The organism is Amycolatopsis sp. NPDC051071, from assembly GCF_040682875.1.
Taxonomy (GTDB): domain Bacteria; phylum Actinomycetota; class Actinomycetes; order Mycobacteriales; family Pseudonocardiaceae; genus Amycolatopsis.
This window is the reverse complement of the sequence record NZ_JBFBBY010000140.1, coordinates 1-18,643: the sequence shown is the minus strand read 5'-3', so window position 1 is coordinate 18,643 and position 18,643 is coordinate 1. Positions and strand designations below refer to the sequence as shown.

Here is an 18,643-nt window from a genome sequence, read left to right as displayed (position 1 = left end):
GTCCCCATAGGACGAAATTTGTCCTATGGGGACCCCTCATGACACTCACGCGCGAGCCAGCACCGCCATCGCGGCATTGTGCCCAGGTATCCCCGAGACCCCGCCGCCTCGCACGGCCCCGGCACCACAGAGCAGCACCCGCTCGTGCGCTGTCTCGACACCCCACTGCCCCACCTGAGCCGCATCGGTCGCGTACGGCCACGACAGATCGCGATGGAAGATGTGCCCCGCGGGCAGCCCCAGTTCGGCTTCGAGGTCCAGCGGAGTCTTCGCCTCGACGCACAACCGCCCGTCCGGAGCGCGCAGCACGCAGTCTTCGATCGGTTCGGCGAGCACACTGTCCAAAGAGGACAACGTCGCCCGCAGTGCCTCCTCGCGCGCGGCGTCGTTGCGTCCTTCGAACAGCCTCGCGGGCATATGCAGCCCGAACAGGGTCAGGGTCTGCACCCCGGCGGCCTGTTCGGCCGGGCCGAGGATCGACGGGTCGGTCAGCGAGTGGCAGTAGATCTCGCACGGCGGCAGTGACGGAATCCTGCCCGCGGCGGCCTCGGCGTAGGCCGTCGCCAGCTGCTCGTAACCCTCGTTGACGTGGAAAGTGCCCCCGAACGCCTCACGCGGGCCGACACCCGGATCGCGCAACCGCGGCAGCCGTGACAGCACCATGTTCACCTTGAGTTGCGCGCCTTCCGGCGCCTCCGTCGGCTCTTCTCCCAGCAGCCGCGCGAGTACCCGGGGTGCGACGCATCCCAGCACGTGCCCGCCGCGCACGGCGAACTCGTCGTCGCCGAGCCGATAACGCATTGAGCCGTCCGGAGCGAGGGACAGCACCTCGGCACCGGTCACCAACCGCGCCCCGGCCGCACGCGCGGCCGAAGCGAGCGCGCCGGTCACCGCACCCATACCGCCCACCGGGACGTCCCAGTCGCCGGTCTCGTTGCCGATCACGTGGTACAGCAGGCAAAGGTTCTGCCGGAAATCGCCATCGCCGGCGAACGTGCCGATCAGCCCGTCGGTCAGGACGATCCCGCGGACCGTGTCGTCACCGAACATCGCGGTCAGCGTTTCGGAGATCGGCCGTTCGAACAGCGCGTCCCAGGCCGCCGCGTCGACGCGTGACCGCAGTTCTTCCTTGGAAACCAACGGTTCCGTCAGTGTCGAGAACGTCTGCTCGGCGACAAGCGAGGTCATCGCGTAGAACCGTCGCCAGGCCTCGTAGTCCTTCGTGGACCCGGTGAGCGCGGAGAACGACGCCGCCGTCCGGCGGTCGTCCCCCGTGTCGACAAGGAGACCGCCGTCGCCGACAGGCGTGTACGACGACATCCGCCGCCGTCGCAGCTCGAGGCCGAGCCCGAGGTCCGCGATGATCTTCCTCGGCAGCAGGCTCACCAGGTACGAGTACCGTGAGAGCCGGACGTCGACCCCGGGGAAGGCGCGGAACGACACCGCCGCCCCGCCGACCTCGTCGCGGCGTTCGAGCACCAGCACCGAACGACCGGCATTGGCCAGGTAGGCCGCCGCCACCAGGCCGTTGTGCCCGCCACCGACGATCACGGCGTCATAGGACTCCATCAAGATCCTCCCAGCGAAACGACAGTGCGCCGCGGTCATCGTGACCGCGGCGCACCGCCGTTCGCAAGGACTCAGAAGGTGATGGAGAACCCTTCGATCGTCCCGCTGTCGAACCGGTAAACGTCACGGACCCGCAGCTTCCAGGTCCCGTTCGCCGGTTCGGACGAGGCGTTCACCGTGTACGACGTGTGCACGCCGCTCGCCTCGCCGATCCCTCCCGCCTGCTTGAGACCGAATACCGCACCACTCGGTCCGATCAGGTCGATCGCCAGGTCACCGGTGTAGGTGTGCGCGATGTCGACCTTGACCGGCAGCGTCGCCGACGCCTTGCCGTCGCAGCCTTCCTGCGTCACCGAACTGGTCACCGCGTCACCCGCGTCCGGAATGGACACCGGCGTCGTGTTCGACTTGGCCCCGCACTTCGGGCCGGGGCCGCCACCGCCGATGAACGACACGTTCAGCAGCTTGTTCACCGTGCCGGACGGCAGTCCCTTGAGCACTCCGTCGGAGGCGTTGTTCACCAGCGCGTCCCGCGTCTGCTGCGCGGTGGCACCGGAATTCGCGGCGAGGTACAGCGCCGCCGCCCCGGCCACATGCGGCGTGGCCATCGACGTCCCGCTCATATTCGCCGAACCACCGTTGGACGTGGACAGCGACGTGATGTTGCTGCCAGGAGCGAAGATGTCCACGCACGAACTGTGATTGGAGAACGAGGACTTGTTGTCGTTCTCGTCCGAGGCACCGACCGTGATCGCCTCGGGGATGCGGGCCGGGCTGACGTTGCAGGCGTCCTGGTTCTCGTTGCCCGCCGCCACCGCGTAGACGAAGCCCGCCGCGATGGACTTCTTGATGACGTCGTCGCCGAGCCCGACCTGGTCCATCCGCAGGCTCAGGTTCGCCACCGCCGGTTTGGTGCCGTTCGCGGTCAGCCATTCGGCCGCGTCGACGATGGCGGAGTCGGGGCCGTTGCCCGAACAGTCGTTGCCCAGCACCTTCAGCCCGACGAGCTTGACCTTCTTGGCCACGCCGTAGGTCTTGCTGCCGATGGTGCCCGCGGTGTGACTGCCGTGCCCGTTGCAGTCCTTCCCGTTGCCGCCGACGAAGTCCTTGCCGATGGACGCGCGGCCCTCGTACTCCGGGTTGTCCGCGTTGATGCCGGTGTCGAGGTCGTACGCGGTCACGCCCTCGCCCGTGTTCGGATACGTGAAGCTCTTGTCCCGCGGCAGGTTCTTCTGGTCGATCCGGTCGAGACCCCAGGTCGGGTTGGCCTGGGTGCCGACGGCACGCGCGGTGCCGTCCTCGTAGACCGCCTTGACCGCCGGATCGGCCGCGAGCCGCCGGGCCTGCTGCTCCGACAGGCCCTTGGCCGAGAAGCCACGCAGCACGGTCTTGTACGCCGACCGGACTTCGCCGCCGTAGCGGCTGGTCAGTGCGGCCGAAGACTGCTCGACGGCCATCGTGCCGACATCGTGGAGCACCACGATGTACTGATCTCCGTAATGCTGGTTCGCTTGTACGACAACGCCTTCCGCTTGCGCGGCGGTGGCGGTCCCCACGATCGACGCGGCCAGCGCGGTGGCCGCGACAGCGACCAGTCCGACCCGCACGCCGCGGCGCATCAGAGACCCGCCACGTTCAGCAGCTTGTTGGTCGAACCGGCGCCAGGGCTCGTCACGACACCGCTGGTGGCGGCGCTCGCCAGACCGGAGGCCACGGCGGCCGGGTTGGCCGACGGGTGCGACGTCAGGTAGATCGCGGCCGCGCCGGCGACATGCGGGGTCGCCATCGAGGTACCGCTCATCTGCTGGGTGCCGCCACCGTTGCGCAGCGAGGTGATGTTGGTGCCCGGCGCGAAGATGTCGGTGCAGCTGCCGTAGTTCGAGAACGTGGACCGGCGGTCGTCGTTCTGGGTGGCGTTGACGGTGATGGCCTCACGCACGCGGGCCGGGCTCGTGCCGCAGGCGTCCGTGTTGGAATTGCCCGAGGCCACCGTGTTGGTGATGCCGGCCGAGACAGCGCGGCGCACGGCGGAGTCCACCCCGGAGTCGGCCGGTCCGCCGAGGCTCATGGTGAGCACGGACGGGCCCTTGGCGTTCTTCACGACCCAGTCGATCCCGCTGATGATCTGCGAGTACTGGCCGCTGCCCTGGCAGTTCAGCACCCGGACCGCGACGATCTTGGCACCCTTGGCCACGCCGTAGGTGGCACTGCCGACGGTGCCCGCGACATGCGTGCCGTGACCCTGGCAGTCACGGGCGTCGCTGTCGTTGTCGATGAAGTCGTAACCGCTGCTCGCGCGGCCGCCGAACTCGGACTGCCGGTAGTCGACACCGGTGTCGACGACGTAGACCGTGGCCCCGGCACCGTCGTTGGGGTAGGTGTACTTCCTGTCCAGCGGCAGGTTCTTCTGGTCGATCCGGTCGAGGCCCCAGGTCGGGTTGGTCTGGGTGCCGGTCATATGGGCGACGGCGTCCTGCTGGACGAAGTCGACATTGGGGTCGGCGGCGAGCCGCTTGGCCTGTGCCTCGGTCATCTTCGCCGAGAAACCGTTCAGCGCGGCGGTGTAGGTCGCCTTCAGCTGGCCGCCGTACTTCGCGGCGAGGCCCGCGTCGCCGCTCTTCAGCGAAACGATGTACCCGTCCGTGACGGCTCCCGGCACACCGGCGCCGCGGATCTGCCCCTCGGCGGCCGTGGCCGGTCCGGCGAAGGCCATCGAGGCGGCTACGCAAGCCCCGGTGAGCACCGCACCGGCGATCCGGTGACGTCGAAGTTCTCCACGCATTTCCTGAGCTCCGTTCACTCGAACAGGTGGTTCACACTGACCGGAATCCCGGTCAACGCCGTGACGAGCAGTCACGCTTGACTCACTTTCGGGTGGCGGGACCTGCGCGAACAAGCGAGGCAACGGTCCGTAGGACTACGTATCTATTAGGGAAATTCACCATCCCTACGAAAGTTGTGTGACCGTCCGAGCGGGTTCCGCACGCACTGAGCACGCGCTTAAGCTGCGTTCACTCGAACGGGGTTGTTCGTGAAGCGGGGGTGACCCGGCATGGTGCTCGGTGGATGCCGACGCAGGACCAGTTCTCCGGTACTCGTCGGCCGTGATGTGGAACTGAGGCGGATTCTCGACGGCGCGATGCGCTCGCCCGCGGTGATCATGCTCGAAGGGGAAGCCGGCGTCGGCAAGACCCGGCTCGCGACCGAACTGCTGGGCCGCCCGGAACTGGCCGGACGGCCGGTCTTGACCGGGAGCTGCCAGCCGCTGCGCGAGCCGTTCCCCTACGGCGTCGTCTTCGACGCGCTCAAGGATGTCCGCCCGACGGGTGAGCTCAACCCCGTGACCGGGGTGCTCGCGCCCTACCTGCCGGAACTCGCGGCCTTCCTGCCCACGCCACCGCCCCGGCTCGGTGACCCCAGGGCCGAACGGCACCGGCTCTTCCGCGCAGTCCGCGCGCTGCTCGGCTCACTGGGCCCGCACGTCGTCCTCGTCGAAGACCTCCACTGGGCCGACGACGGCTCGCGTCGTCTCCTGCGGTTCCTGATGACCGACCCGCCGACCGGACTGACCCTCCTGCTCACCTACCGGCGCGAGGAGACACCCGGCGGCATCCCGCTCGGCAGCGCGTACCGGCCCGCGCCCGGCACCGAACACGTGCTCGTCACGCTCCGGCCACTGGACCGCGACGGCGTCCAGGCACTGGTGTCGGCCCTGCTCGGCGAGCCGAACGTGTCGGCGGAGTTCGCCACGCGGCTGCACGAGCGGACCGCGGGGATCCCGTTCGTGGTCGAGGAGACCCTGCACGCCCTCGGTGATCCGAACGGCGCGGCGCATGCCGACGGCGCGACCGCGCGGCGTCTGCTCGACGCGGTCGAAGTCCCGGCGCCACTGCGTGACGCGACGGTCGAACGGCTCGCCGCGCTGCCACCCGCCGCCCGCCGGATCACCGAGGCCGCCGCCGTCCTCGCCACACCGTCCACTTCGGACCTGCTGACCACCGCGGCCGCGCTCACTCCCGAACGCGCCCACCGGGCACTGGTCCTCGCGCTCGAACGCAACGTCCTGGTGGAGACCGGTGAGGGCGAGTACGGGTTCCGGCACGCGCTCGCCCAGCAGGCCGTCTACCGCACCATCCCCGGCCCCGACCGTCAGGAACTGCACCGGCGCGCGGCCCGGCTGCTGCGTGATCGCCTGCCGCAGTCGCTCGTCCGGCTCGCCGAGCACTGCCGCAAGGCAGGCGACCGGGCCGGTGCCCTGAAGTACGGCGAAGCGGCCGCCGATCAGGCGTCCGCCGTCGGCGACCTCGCCACGGCGACGGACCTGCTCCGCACGCTGCTCGACGAACCAGGCCTGCAACCGTCCGATGTGGACAGGCTGGCGGTCAAGTTCAGTTCGGTGGCCTGCAACGGGTTGGGCCAGGCGGAGGTCATCCCGGCGCTGGAGCGCCTGCTCACCGACGGCAGGCTGTCCGGAAGGCTGAGCGGTGAGGTCCGGCTGGGTCTCGGGCTCCTGCTGGTCCGCCAGGCAGGCGGGCTGGAGGCGGCCAGGACGGAGATCGAACTCGCCGTCAACGACCTCGCCGACCGCCCCGACCTCGCCGGACGCGGGATGGGCGTCCTCGCGCAGCCGTGGGTCGGCTCGACCCCGCTGCACGAACACCGGCGGTGGATGGACCGGGTCGACGAGCTCATCGAACGCGCCACCGACCGGCGCCTGATCCTCATCCTGATGGCCAACAACGTGGCGTCGCGGCTGCACATCGGCGACGCGCGGGGCTGGAAGATGCTGGACCGGGTGCCCGTCACCGTCGGTTCGGCCGACGAGCAACGGCATCTGGCGCGGCTGCACTGCAACGGCGCCGACGCCTGCGCCTGGATCGGGCACCACCGGCGCGCCAGGAGCCTGCTGCGCAGCGGGATGCAGCTGGCCGCCGACTGCGGTGCGCCGTACGTCGTCGGCACGGCACGCACGACCGCGGTCCACACCGACTGGCTCACCGGGAACTGGGACGGCCTCGCCGAACGCGCCGACGCGCTGATCGACGAGTACCGCGATCTCCTGCCGGTGACCAGCGAACTCTGCCTGGTGCTCGGCCTGCTCGCCGCCGCCCGCGGTGAATGGGACGAGGCGGCGATCCGGTTCGCCGGTACCGCGGCGGACCAGCCGGAGAACGCTTACACGCCGGTGGTCATCGCCGCGCATGCCGGGATGGCGAGCATGCTGCTCGCGCAGGATCTGGGCGAAGCCGCCGTCGCGCAGGCGGAAAAGGGCCTGGACCTGTTGCGCGCCAAGGGTGTCTGGGCCTGGGGCGCGGATCTGGTCGTGGCCGCCGCCGACGCGTACTGCGTCACCGGCCGCGACGCCGCCGCACAGGCCCTGACGGACGAGTTCGAACGCGAGATCGGCGGCCTCGACGCGCCGTCGACCCACGCCGCGCTGGCCGCGAACCGCGGGCTCGTCGCGGCTTCACGGGGCGACCACGCGGAGGCGATCGAGGCCTTCGAGCAGGCACGGACGCGCTACGAAGCCTTGCCGGCGCCGTATCACGCGGCGCTGATCGCCGAACGGGCCGCGCGCTGCCGGCTGGCCGGGAACGAAGACGTCGCCGAGGCGTTCGCCGCGCTCGCGGAGGTGTTCGACCACCTCGGCGCCACCCGCGACGCCGCGCGCTGCCGCCACGCGTTCCGGTCCACCGGCGCCGTCGCCCCGTCGCGACGCGGGCGCCGGGGTTACGGCGACGAGCTCTCGCCGCGCGAGCGCGACGTCGCCCGGTTGCTCGCCGCCGGGCATACGAACCGGGAGATCGCCGAGGTGCTGTTCCTGTCCCGGCGCACGGTGGAACAGCACGTCGCGAGCGTGCTGCGGAAGCTGAAAGTGCGGTCGCGGAGCGAACTGGCCGGGCTGCGTTCAGCGTAGAAATCAATTCGGTTGCGGACGGCTGAGTGCGTCCGGGATGATCGTGCTCGATCCGGCAGGAGCCGGTGGATGCGACAGGGAGGTGCGTCGTGCAGATGACTGTCCGGGGCGTTGGCCGCCCCCATCCACTCGCCCCGCGCGGCTGAGCCACGACGCTCGCCCGGTGGGGCACCCCTGACTAGGAGAACCCACCAGTGCGCAAGCACGATCTCGAAGAAACTCACGACCGCCCGCGCCGTACCCGTCGCGCTCGTTTCGACGACGAGCCCGAACCGACGCGTAGCGGACGGCTCACCGAAGACGAACGCGTCCGGCTCGCCCGGCTGCGTGAAGACGCCTACACCGAAACCGCCATCCCCGACGGCGCCGACCGTTGGAGCACGTGGGGAGACGCCGAGCAAGGGCCGCGGCCGCGGCCGGACTGGGTGATCACCGAACTGGCGGCGGTCGACACCGAACTCGGCATCCTCAAAACCGGCAAGGAGGCCGACGTCCACCTCGTCCGGCGTAACCTGCCCGGCACCGAGGGCACGGTGCTCGCGGCCAAGCGGTATCGCAGTGGCGAGCACCGGTTGTTCCACCGCGACGCCGGATACCTCGAAGGCAGGCGGATGCGGCGGTCACGGGAGATGCGGGCGATGGAGGCACGCAGCAGTTTCGGCCGCAACCTCATCGCCGAACAGTGGGCGGTGGCCGAGTTCGCCGCGCTGAGCAAGCTCTGGATGGTCGGCGCGCCGGTGCCGTACCCGGTCCAGCGCGACGGCACCGAACTGCTGCTGGAGTTCCTCGGCGACGCCGACACCGCCGCGCCGCGGCTGGCGCAGGTCCGGCCCGAGCCCGGACAACTGCGGGAACTGTGGTTCCAGACGTCGGCGATGCTGGAACTGCTGGCGTCGCAGGGTCTCGCGCACGGCGACCTCTCGGCGTACAACCTGCTCGTCCACCGCGGGCGGATCATGGTGATCGACCTGCCACAGGTGGTCGACGTCGTCGCCAACCCCGGCGGGCTCGAGTTCCTCACGCGGGACGTACGGAACATCGCCACGTGGTTCCACTCGCGTGGGCTGCCAGAGCGGCTGACCGCGGTCCCCGAACTGATCGGGGAACTCAAGGAGATAGCCGGTCTTCGCTGACGGCACCGGCGACCGTCCACAATGTCATGAAGGGGTCTTTCAGGACGCGATCCGTCTTGAAAGACCCCTTCATGACACCTGGTGGCGACCACGTCGCGGAGCCGTCGTGGAGACCCTGCCCACAATCGGTCCCTCCAATTGGGAGGCCGGATAACGGTCCGGTACAGTAGTACTAGACCGCAACCGGCGGCGTGGATGAGTGGTGTCCGTCGCCTCCAAAGCCAACCGAATGGCTCGTGGTCTTCGTATCAACCAATTGGCGCGCGGTGTCATGCAGACGCGGTGTGCCGGGTTCGTCCCTGTGAACGCCCATCTGTGCACACCATCTTGCCCTGCCTGCGCGCGGGCAGCCCGGGCCTCCTTGTGACGTGCCACGTCCGAGAGGTATTTGTGACAGTCACGTTCAACTCCGGCCCCACCTCACCGTCGGCCCGGCAGCACCGCAAGCCGCGCACCCGTCCCTCGGGTGACTCGATGCTGCATGACGACGCCGTCGAGAGTGTCAAGGCCACGACCTGGGCGGAGCTCGGGCTTCCCGAGCCGCTGCTGAAGGCTCTGGCCGAGGGCGGTATCACCACCCCCTTCCCGATCCAGTCGGCGACCATCCCCGACGCGCTCGCGGGCCGCGACGTGCTGGGCCGCGCCCAGACCGGTTCCGGCAAGACCCTGGCCTTCGGCCTCGCGATGCTGACCCGGCTCAACGGCGGCAAGACCCGTCCGAAGCACCCCCGCGCGCTGATCCTGGTTCCGACCCGTGAGCTGGCGATGCAGGTCGCCGACTCGCTGACCCCGCTGGCCAAATCCCTCGGCCTGTGGTGCCGTACCGCCGTCGGCGGCATGGCCTTCACCCGTCAGGCCGACGCGCTTTCCCGCGGCGTCGACCTGCTGATCGCCACCCCCGGCCGGCTGTCGGACCACGTCCGCCAGGGCACCGCGTCGCTGTCCGAGGTCAACTTCATCGCCCTCGACGAAGCCGACCAGATGGCCGACATGGGCTTCATGCCGCAGGTTCGCGAGATCCTCGACCTGACGCCGCGTGACGGCCAGCGCCTGCTGTTCTCGGCGACCCTCGACGGTGACGTCGACCGCCTGGTCCGGGCGTACCTGACGAACCCGGTCACGCATTCGGTCGCCCCGTCGACCGCGAGCGTCACCACCATGGACCACCACGTGCTCCAGGTGTCGCACCAGGACAAGCAGGACATCATCACCGAGATCGGTGCCCGTGAGGGCCGCACGATCATGTTCGTCCGCACCAAGCACCACGTGGACCGCCTCACCGAGCGTCTTCGCGAGAAGGGCGTCCACGCGGCCGCACTGCACGGCGGCAAGACGCAGGGCCAGCGCAACCGGGTCCTCTCCGACTTCAAGGAGGGCTTCGCCCCGGTGCTCGTCGCCACGGACGTCGCCGCGCGCGGTATCCACGTCGACGACATCTCGCTGGTGCTGCACGTCGACCCCGCCGCCGATCACAAGGACTACCTGCACCGCGCCGGCCGCACCGCGCGCGCCGGGGCGTCCGGTGTCGTGGTCACGCTGGTCACGAACGACCAGCGCCGCATGGTGCGCCGGATGACCGACCGCGCCGGTGTCCGCGCGGAGCAGACCACGGTCCGCCCCGGCGACGCCGAGCTCGCTCGCATCACCGGTGCGCAGCAGCCCAGCGGCGAGCCGGTCATCGAACGTCGTCGTGAGTCCCCGCGTCGCGGCGGTGGCCGTGGCTACGGTGGCGGCGACCGCGGTGGCTACCAGGGCTCCCGCGAGGGTCACGGCGGACACCGCGAAGGCGGCCGTCCCGGCGGCTTCCGCGGCCGCCCCCGTCGTGGCGAGTCCGGCGGCGGCGCAGGCGCCGGCCGCCCGCAGCGTCCGGGCACCGGACGCCCGCGTCGCAGCTACGACAGCTAGTCCCTATCTCGCGTGCTCCTGACCGGAACTCGCGTGATTGAGGGCGGAACTCCCGAGTTCCGTCTCCGATCACGCGAGTTCCGTCTTTAAGCACGCAAGTTCCCTCTTCAAGCACGCGAGTTCCCTCTTCAAGCACGCGAGTCACGTCTTCAAGCACGCGAGTTCCGTCTTCTGGCACCCATCTGACCGGTTTGCGGACGGCGGATGGGAGACTGCGGGACGTGACTTCTCCCGGCCCCGTTCCCCAGAACCTCCCACCCGAGCAGGTTTTCGACTGGCTCGACGTCGAGGCGGAGAAGCGGGCCGAGGCCGGGCTGGTGCGCAAGCTGCGCATCAGGCAGGCACAGAGCCCGGAACTCGACCTCGCCGGCAACGACTACCTCGGCCTGGCCCGTGACAAACGGGTCGCCGGAGCGGCCGCGGCGGCGGCGTTGCGCTGGGGCGCCGGGTCGACCGGTTCCCGGCTCGTCAGCGGGACCACCGAGGTCCACGCCGAACTCGAGCACGAACTCGCCCGCTTCTGCGGCACGCAGGCCGCGCTGGTCTTCTCTTCCGGTTTCACCGCGAACCTCGGCGCCGTCACGGCCCTGTCCGGCGCGGATTCCGCGATCGTCACGGACAAGTACATCCACGCCTCGCTGATCGAAGGCTGCCGCCTGTCCCGTTCGGACGTCGCCGCGGTCGCGCACAGCACCCCGAGCGCGGTCAAGCACGCGCTCTCCACCCGCCGCAAACCACGCGCGCTCGTCGTCACCGATTCCGTGTTCTCCGTCGACGGCGACATCGCCCCGCTGGAAGCACTCGCCGGTGTCTGCCGGGAGCACGGCGCGTCACTGCTCGTCGACGACGCCCACGGGTTCGGTGTCCTCGGTAAGGGCGGCCGCGGTGCCGTCCACGCCGCCGGTCTCTCCGGCGCGCCGGACGTCGTCACCACCATCACGCTGTCGAAATCCCTTGGCGCACAAGGCGGAGCGGTACTCGGCCCGCGGCGCGTGATCAAGCATCTCGTGGACACCGCGCGTAGTTTCATCTTCGACACCGCACTCGCGCCGTCCAGCGCCGCCGCCGCGATGGCCGCGCTCAACGCGCTGAAGGCCGAGCCGGAACTCGCCGCCAAAGTGGTCGAGGCCGCCGGAAACCTCGCCTACCAACTGAAAGCGGCCGGTTTCCGGGTCAGTGTCCCGGACGCCGCGGTGATCTCCGTGCAGGCGCCGTCGGCGGAAGCCGCCGTCGCGTGGGCCGCCGAATGCGCGGATCAGGGGGTGCGGGTCGGCTGCTTCCGCCCGCCGTCCGTGCCCGACGGCATCTCCCGTCTTCGCCTGACCGCGCGCGCCGACCTCACCGAGGCCGACGTGGACCGCGCTGTCGAGGTGATCACGGCCGCGGCACCTCCCGGCGCCACATCGTGATGTGCGGGATGCCGTCCTCTTCGAACTCTTCGCCTTCGGCCGCGAAGCCGTACTTGGCATAAAAGTTCTTCGCGTACGCCTGTGCGTCGAGGACGCACGGCGCGTCGCCGATTCCGCCGAGCGCGGTCTCCATCAGCCGTCCCGCCAGGCCTTTGCCGCGGGAGCGGGCGGACGTGCACACCCGGCCGATGCGGAAAGTGCCCCCGGCGTCCTGCAGCACGCGCAGATACGAGTCGACGCCGACGGAACCGCCGATCCAGAGGTGCCGTGTGCCAGGCAGGAGGTCACGTCCGTCGATCTCGGGATAGGCGGCCTTCTGCTCGACGACGAACACGTCGACGCGCAGACGGAGGATGTCGTGCAACTGTGCGGCGGTGATCTCGTCACCGGCGACGGACAGCGGGAACGACGTGGTCTCGGTGATCGGGGTGTCGGTGCTCACGCCCACTTGTTAGCACATCGGGCGTGAAGAAGGCATCGATCAGCCGATCAGGCCGCGGCTGTTTTGACCGGCGATCTCTTTCGCGTAATGCGAGACACGCGTGTACACGCCGGGTTTGTTCGGCCTCGCGCAGCCTTCACCGAACGAAACGATGCCGATCACCGTGTCACCCACGACGAGCGGGCCGCCCGAATCGCCCTGGCAGGCGTCGACCCCGCCTTCGGGATAGCCGGCGCACACCATGTCGCTCGGGTCGTAGCCCGAGTACGCGGTACGGCAGGTCTCGTCACTGGCCACCGGGACGACCGCGCTGCGCAGATAATCCGAGCGCGCGCCCCCCTCGGCGACCCGGCCCCAGCCGAGCACCGTCGCCTTCGTGCCTTCGCTGTACAGCTCGGCGTCGCCGGAGTCAGCGACCTTCGCGGGCCGGTACTGTAGTTGCCCGCTGACCGTCATCACCGCGATGTCGTCGCCCTTACCGGGTTCTCCTTTGTAGTCGGGGCTCACCCAGACCCGCGAAACGCGCAGTTCCACGCCCTTGGTCGAGCTTTTGTCCTGCCGTCCCGCGATGACCCGGACGTCGGCGCTTTTGTACGCGACCGCGCAATGCGCCGCTGTCGTGACCGTCGTGGAGCTGACGATCACCGCGCCGCAGTACTGGTTGCCTTGGGGGTCGGCCAAGTAGACCGCGTACGGGTACTGAGACACCGAAGCCTTACCGCCGCCCACGATCCTCGGCTCGGCGGCCTGCCGCGGACCCGCGACCGCGCTGTCGTCGGCCGACGCGCTGGTGACCGCGACAGGGACCATGACGGCTGTCGCGAGTACCGCTCCGACAGCGATCAGCAGCGTGCGACGTGACTTCTTGGGCATGTTCATTCCCTTCACCGGGGCGGAGACGCCGCGGCACTGGGCTGTCCTTCGACTCCAGCGCGTACACAAGCGATCGCGAATACCCTAATCGGAAAAGGCTCGATGCGGTGTCACTGAAACGGGTGGACCTGTCCTCACCGAGCGCATCTGTCACGCTGGACCTCGTGCGAGCGACGGCGACGATTCTGGCGGCCACGGCGTTTCTCGTGCTGTCGTGTTCCGCCCCGGCTCCGGAACCCCCTGTCACATCACCGTCCACATCGGCCATCAGCGGTGTTTCGGTGACCACGCCACCGAAAACGTCGTCAGCGCCGAGCTCTTCCCCACCGCCGCCCGCATCCGCCTGGCAGGTCGGCGCGAAGCCGCTTCCCTTGCGCCGTGACGGTTTCGGGCAGATTCTCCCGACTCCTCCCGTGCTGGCCGACAGGTCTTTGCCGACCGTGGACGTGCTCCCGCCCCCTGCCAAGAACCGGTTCGCGGGCACGGTGAACGCGGTCCCTGCCGACGTGCTCGCCCGCGGCACCTGGCAATCCGGCTGCCCGGTCAAGGCGGGTGTACTGCGTTATCTCACGTTGTCGTTCTGGGGTTTCGACGGCCGAGCGCATACCGGGGAAATGCTCGTGAACGCTTCGGTCGCCAACGCCGTCGTCACCGTTTTCGGGCGGTTGTTCGCCGCGAAGTTCCCGATCGAGGAAATGCGCGTGACCGCGCCGCCCGAACTGACCGCTCCCCCGACGGGTGACGGCAATAACACCAACGCCTTCGTCTGCCGTCCGGCTCGCGGCCAGACGAACTGGTCCGCGCACGCCTACGGGCTCGCGATCGACGTCAACCCGTTCTGCAACCCGTACACCAAGGGCGATCTTGTGCTGCCCGAACTCGCGTCGGCGTACCTCGACCGAGGGAACCGGCGGCCGGGGATGATCACTCCGGGAGATCCGGCCGTGGCCGCCTTCTCCGCGATCGGCTGGACCTGGGGCGGCACGTGGACCACCCCGAAGGACCGGATGCACTTCAGCTCGAACGGGCACTGACCGGGAACAACCGGTCCCCGTGACAAGTTGGCTAGAGTCGGAACCACCTCGCTCCCGCCGTAAAGGAAGTCACGTGCCCCACTACGACCTGGTGATCGTCGGTACCGGATCGGGTAACTCGATCCTCGATCCGCGTTTCGCGGACTGGAACACGGCGATCGTGGAGAAGGGCACGTTCGGCGGCACCTGCCTGAACGTGGGCTGCATCCCGACGAAGATGTTCGTGCACGCCGCCAACGTCGCGGCCACCCCCGCTTCGTCGGCGAAGTTCGGCGTCGACGAGGAGCTCGTCGGAGTCCGCTGGCGTGACGTCCGCGACCGGATCTTCGGCCGCATCGACCCGATCGCCGCCGGCGGGCGCGAGTACCGCGTCGAGCACGAGGACAACAAGAACGTCACCGTGTACGAGGGCGAAGGCCGCTTCACCGGGCACAAGGAACTCCAGGTCAGCTACCCCGACGGCCGCCCGGCCGAGACGATCACCGCCGACCGCTTCGTGCTCGCCGCGGGCGGACGTCCGGTGATCCCCGACGTCCCCGGGCTCGCCGAGGCCGGCTACCACACCTCCGACACCGTGATGCGGCTCGACGAACTGCCCACAAGCATCGTGATTCTCGGCGGCGGGTACATCGCGGCCGAGTTCGCGCACGTCTTCGCCTCGTTCGGGGTGAACGTGACCGTGGTCAACCGGTCCGGCGCGCTCCTGCGTTCCGAGGACGACGACGTCAGCGCCCGGTTCACCGAACTGGCCACGCAGCGCTTCGACGTCCGGCTCGACCGGAAGACCGTCCGTGCGCGCAAGACCGCGACGGGGGTCGCCCTCGACCTCGAAGGCCCGCAGGGTGCCGAGACCGTCGAGGCCGACGTCCTGCTGGTCGCCACCGGGCGGACGCCGAACTCCGACCTCCTCGACGTCGCCGCCACCGGCGTCACCACCGGCGGACGCGGGCACGTCGTGGTCGACGCGTACCAGCAGACGGTGGTCGACGGGATCTACGCGCTCGGCGACCTCTCGTCGGTCCACGAACTGAAGCACGTCGCGAACCACGAGCAGCGCGTCGTACAGCACAACCTGCTGCACCCGGACGAGCGGATCGAGTCCGATCACCGCTTCGTCCCGCACGCGGTGTTCACGTCGCCTCAGGTCGCTTCGGTCGGGCTGACCGAGCGGGAGGCGCGCGAGCGGGGCGTCACGTACGTGACCTCGCACCAGGACTACGCCGGCATCGCCTACGGCTGGGCGATGGAGGACACCACCGGTTTCGCGAAGCTGCTCGCCGACCCAGCCACCGGGCAACTGCTGGGCGCGCACATCATCGGCCCGCAGGCGTCGTCGGTGATCCAGCCGCTGATCCAGGCGATGAGCTTCGGCCTGGACGCGAAGAGCATGGCGCGCGGCCAGTACTGGATCCACCCGGCGATGCCGGAACTCGTCGAGAACGCTCTGCTGAACCTGCCACTGGACTGAGCCCTGGTGCCGGACTGAGCCCTGGGCGCCGGACTGAGCCCTGGGCGCCGCGAGTAGTCCTCTGGTCGCGGCGGCCCCGGCGCGATGTCATAAGGGGTCCCCATAGGACGAATTTCGTCCTATGGGGACCCCTCATGACACTTCAGACGACGCGTTCGCAGTTGCGGGCCCCGTTCCGCACCGCCAGTTCGCTCACGTCGTTCCTCGTGTAGTCCGAGACGACCATCAGGGCGAGCGAGCCTGCCCCCACCCCCGAGAACCGCCCGCCCGCCTCGACGTAGCGGCGGACGGCCGCCAAGAACTCCTCACGCGCCGATGCCGCGTTCCCCGGCATCGTGCGGACCCCCGTCGCCCCCTTGAGAACGTCCTTGGCGTCGTCCACCTTCGCCGCGACGTAGTGCTGCCACTTGCGCAGCTCGACCGCGGCGTCCCCCTTCGGGTCCGGCCAGTAGCGCCTGATCGCGGCGCCGCTTTCCGAACCCACCTGCACGCATACGCGGTCCACGGCGCGGTAGAACTCGAACGGCGACACCACCGGGGCCGCCCGCACGGGCGCCACCGTGATACACACCGCGGCGAAGCAGGCCAGAGCCGTCCCGACTGCCAGTTCCTCTACCACGCCGACCCCCAGAACCGAGTTTTTGAACAGGTTCAACTCACTCAGGCTAGAGCTCCGCCCGACCCGGGGTCAAGCAGTTTTTTGAACGCGTTCAGACGAACCGGCGACGGCCGGCGAGGGCACCGAAGGTCATCTGCGCGGCGAAGATCGCGAGCATCATGATCCAGGGCACGGTCCAGCCTTGGGTGAGGTCGTGGAGCAGACCGAACAGGAACGGTCCGACGGCCGCCATCAGGTAGCCGATACCCTGCGCCATCCCCGACAGCCGCGCGGTGTCGGCGCCGGTGCGCGCCCGCAGCGCGATCACCGTCAGCGCCAGCGAGAAGACGCTCATCCCGAGCCCGATCAGGAGACTCCAGACCAGCGGTGCCGCGGCGGGGGCGACCATCATGCCGACCATGCCGGCGAAGCCGAAGACACCCAGCCCGACGATCCACGGGCTCTGACTGCGCTGCCGCGCGGCCATCGGCGCCACGACGAGGCTGATCGGGACGGCGATGAGCGAGATCAGGCCCAGCAGCAGTCCGGCGTCTCCCTTGGCGATCCCGGCATCGATCATCACTTCGGGCAGCCAGCCCATCACGACGTAGGCCAAAAAGGCCTGAGTTCCGAAGAAAAGGGTGACCATCCACGCAAGCGGGCTACGCAGCAGTGAACGCCCGCTACCCTGCTTGCCTGCCTCGGCAACGGGTGCACGCCCTGTTCCGCGTGCTGCGAGAATCCACCCGAGGAGTGCGAGCACCGCCAGCACCGACCAGGCGCCGAGACCTTGACGCCAGCCGCCGAACGCGTTCTCCAAGGGAGGGGTGAGCGCTGACCCCAGGGCGCCTCCGCCCTGGAGAGCGGCGGTATAGACGCCGGTCATCATGCCGACACGCGCCGGGAAGGAGTCCTTGATGACGACTGGGATCAGCACGTTCGCCAAGGCGATACCGGCCGTGGCGACGAGCGTTCCGCCGAGCACGACATACGGTCCGTCGAGCACCCGCAGGACCAGGCCGACAGCCAAAACCGAGAGGGCGGACGCGATGGCCGCGCCGATGCCGAACCGGCGGGCCAGGGCGGGTGCGGCGAAGCCCGCGGCGGCGAAGCAGAGGCCAGGGAGCGTGGTGAGCACGCCCGCCCAGGTCGCGGTGGCGCCGAGGTCATCGCGCATCTCGCCGAGGATCGGGCCGACGCTGGTGATCGCCGGGCGCAGGTTCAGCGCCACCAAGATCACCGCGACACCGAGCAGTACGCCGCCGGTGATCACTCCCGGCCGCCACTCCGTTTCGATCGAGCCTTCGAGTTCGAGACGCTCGTCGAACGGGGACGCGGATTTCTGGGAGTCGACACGCACGTCGGCTAGTATCACATACATAGGATGATTGGATGAAGGGATAACGCTGTGCCATTGGCCACCACGCGCCGTGCCGGCCTGGTCGATCAGGTCATCGAGCAGCTGCGTGACGCCGTCACGCAGGGAGAATGGCCCATCGGGCAGCGGATTCCGACCGAGCCCGAGCTGGCAGGGCAACTCGGCGTCGGACGCAACACCGTCCGTGAAGCCGTACGCGCGCTCGCGCATACGGGGCTGCTCGAAGTCCGGCAGGGCGACGGCACCTACGTGCGCGCGACGAGTGAGGTCTCGGGCGCGATCCGGCGGCTGTGCGGCTCGGAACTGCGTGAGGTGCTGCAGGTGCGGCGCATCCTCGAGGTCGAGGGCGCGCGGCTCGCCGCCGCGTCGCGGACCGAGGAGGAAGTGGCCGGGCTGCGCTCACTGCTCGAACGGCGCAATCTCGAACTGCGAGAGCGCCGCTGGGAGGATTTCGCCCGGCTCGACGCGGAATTCCACTTCGCTGTCGTCCAAAGTGGACATAACACCCTGCTGACCGAGATGTACCGGGGACTCACCGAGGTGATCACGGCCAGCGTGGCCGCGACGTCGAACGTGACACCGGGCGGGGAGTACCTGCCGGAGATAGGCCACGAAGGGCTCGCGGAAGCCATCGCCGACGGCGACGCGGACCGGGCGGCCTCCGAGGCCTGTGGTTTCCTGGACGAGTTACTGGCTCGGGTGAGCTGAGGGCTCGTGAGTGATTTGGGTCGTTCGAGCCAAGAGTGTTTCAGGTACCTACGACGGTGAGCCGGGTAGCGGCCGGTCCGTGAAGGACTCCTTGAGGGCACCAGTCACCACGGTGGCGCGTGAAGGACCCCTTCCCTCGGCTCAGCCGAAGAAACTCGACCTTCACACCTTCCCCAGTACAGGAAGGCCCCCTTCCTTGCGCTAGGCGC

At 69.3% G+C, this 18,643-nt stretch carries 14 protein-coding genes; 7 read left to right on the top strand and 7 right to left on the bottom strand.

Annotated elements, in window-relative coordinates:
- Positions 1-45: 45 nt before the first annotated feature.
- The 3 genes from AB0M65_RS32010 to AB0M65_RS32000 form a co-directional block, all read right to left on the bottom strand.
- Positions 46-1,569 (bottom strand): NAD(P)/FAD-dependent oxidoreductase, encoded by a 1,524-nt coding sequence (locus tag AB0M65_RS32010; protein ID WP_364036006.1) that lies wholly within the window; start codon positions 1,567-1,569, stop codon positions 46-48.
- Between the two features lie 71 nt (positions 1,570-1,640).
- Positions 1,641-3,188 carry a S8 family serine peptidase gene (locus tag AB0M65_RS32005; RefSeq protein WP_364036003.1) on the bottom strand — a complete coding sequence of 516 codons (1,548 nt, stop codon included), beginning with the start codon at positions 3,186-3,188 and terminating at the stop codon, positions 1,641-1,643.
- A complete protein-coding gene (locus AB0M65_RS32000; RefSeq protein WP_364036000.1) occupies positions 3,188-4,351 on the bottom strand; it encodes a S8 family peptidase in 1,164 nt (387 codons plus the stop codon). The genes AB0M65_RS32005 and AB0M65_RS32000 overlap by 1 nt, the downstream gene beginning before the upstream one ends.
- Before the next feature lie 270 nt (positions 4,352-4,621).
- Between AB0M65_RS32000 and AB0M65_RS31995 the strand changes: the two genes are divergently transcribed.
- The 4 genes from AB0M65_RS31995 (at position 4,622) to AB0M65_RS31980 (ending at position 11,933) form a co-directional block, all read left to right on the top strand.
- Positions 4,622-7,486: an AAA family ATPase gene (locus AB0M65_RS31995; protein ID WP_364035998.1), complete on the top strand. Its 2,865-nt coding sequence runs from the start codon at positions 4,622-4,624 to the stop codon at positions 7,484-7,486.
- Between the two features lie 194 nt (positions 7,487-7,680).
- The gene (locus tag AB0M65_RS31990) at positions 7,681-8,619 is read left to right on the top strand and encodes an RIO1 family regulatory kinase/ATPase (protein WP_364035995.1); all 939 of its coding nucleotides are present in this window, start codon (positions 7,681-7,683) and stop codon (positions 8,617-8,619) included.
- 390 nt (positions 8,620-9,009) lie between these two features.
- Positions 9,010-10,524, top strand: a complete 1,515-nt coding sequence (locus AB0M65_RS31985) for a DEAD/DEAH box helicase (RefSeq protein ID WP_364035992.1) — start codon at positions 9,010-9,012, stop codon at positions 10,522-10,524.
- 221 nt (positions 10,525-10,745) lie between these two features.
- Entirely contained in the window at positions 10,746-11,933 is a 1,188-nt protein-coding gene (locus AB0M65_RS31980; protein ID WP_364035989.1) for an 8-amino-7-oxononanoate synthase, read from the top strand.
- Here the strand turns inward: AB0M65_RS31980 and AB0M65_RS31975 are convergent.
- Positions 11,899-12,381: a GNAT family N-acetyltransferase gene (locus tag AB0M65_RS31975; RefSeq protein WP_364035986.1), complete on the bottom strand. Its 483-nt coding sequence runs from the start codon at positions 12,379-12,381 to the stop codon at positions 11,899-11,901. The genes AB0M65_RS31980 and AB0M65_RS31975 overlap by 35 nt on opposite strands.
- Before the next feature lie 33 nt (positions 12,382-12,414).
- Entirely contained in the window at positions 12,415-13,248 is an 834-nt protein-coding gene (locus tag AB0M65_RS31970) for a serine protease (RefSeq protein ID WP_364035983.1), read from the bottom strand.
- Between the two features lie 281 nt (positions 13,249-13,529).
- Here AB0M65_RS31970 and AB0M65_RS31965 point away from each other — a divergent pair, with 281 nt between their 5' ends.
- A complete protein-coding gene (locus AB0M65_RS31965) occupies positions 13,530-14,282 on the top strand; it encodes a M15 family metallopeptidase (protein WP_364035980.1) in 753 nt (250 codons plus the stop codon).
- 73 nt (positions 14,283-14,355) lie between these two features.
- Positions 14,356-15,750 carry a mycothione reductase gene (locus AB0M65_RS31960; RefSeq protein ID WP_364035977.1) on the top strand — a complete coding sequence of 465 codons (1,395 nt, stop codon included), beginning with the start codon at positions 14,356-14,358 and terminating at the stop codon, positions 15,748-15,750.
- A 142-nt stretch (positions 15,751-15,892) separates the two neighbouring features.
- On the opposite strand, the gene AB0M65_RS31955 is transcribed toward AB0M65_RS31960, so the two are convergent.
- Together AB0M65_RS31955 and AB0M65_RS31950 are read right to left on the bottom strand one after the other, a co-directional pair.
- A complete protein-coding gene (locus tag AB0M65_RS31955; protein ID WP_364035974.1) occupies positions 15,893-16,405 on the bottom strand; it encodes a hypothetical protein in 513 nt (170 codons plus the stop codon).
- A 55-nt stretch (positions 16,406-16,460) separates the two neighbouring features.
- Positions 16,461-17,708: an MFS transporter gene (locus AB0M65_RS31950; RefSeq protein WP_364035971.1), complete on the bottom strand. Its 1,248-nt coding sequence runs from the start codon at positions 17,706-17,708 to the stop codon at positions 16,461-16,463.
- 48 nt (positions 17,709-17,756) lie between these two features.
- Between AB0M65_RS31950 and AB0M65_RS31945 the strand changes: the two genes are divergently transcribed.
- The gene (locus AB0M65_RS31945) at positions 17,757-18,434 is read left to right on the top strand and encodes a FadR/GntR family transcriptional regulator (RefSeq protein ID WP_364035968.1); all 678 of its coding nucleotides are present in this window, start codon (positions 17,757-17,759) and stop codon (positions 18,432-18,434) included.
- Positions 18,435-18,643: the final 209 nt, after the last annotated feature.

Coding starts and splice junctions, on each gene's coding strand:
- AB0M65_RS32010 (WP_364036006.1), bottom strand. CDS start 1,569: ATGGAGTCCTATGACGCCGTGATCGTCGGTGGCGGGCACAACGGCCTG.
- AB0M65_RS32005 (WP_364036003.1), bottom strand. CDS start 3,188: ATGCGCCGCGGCGTGCGGGTCGGACTGGTCGCTGTCGCGGCCACCGCG.
- AB0M65_RS32000 (WP_364036000.1), bottom strand. CDS start 4,351: ATGCGTGGAGAACTTCGACGTCACCGGATCGCCGGTGCGGTGCTCACC.
- AB0M65_RS31995 (WP_364035998.1), top strand. CDS start 4,622: ATGGTGCTCGGTGGATGCCGACGCAGGACCAGTTCTCCGGTACTCGTC.
- AB0M65_RS31970 (WP_364035983.1), bottom strand. CDS start 13,248: ATGCCCAAGAAGTCACGTCGCACGCTGCTGATCGCTGTCGGAGCGGTA.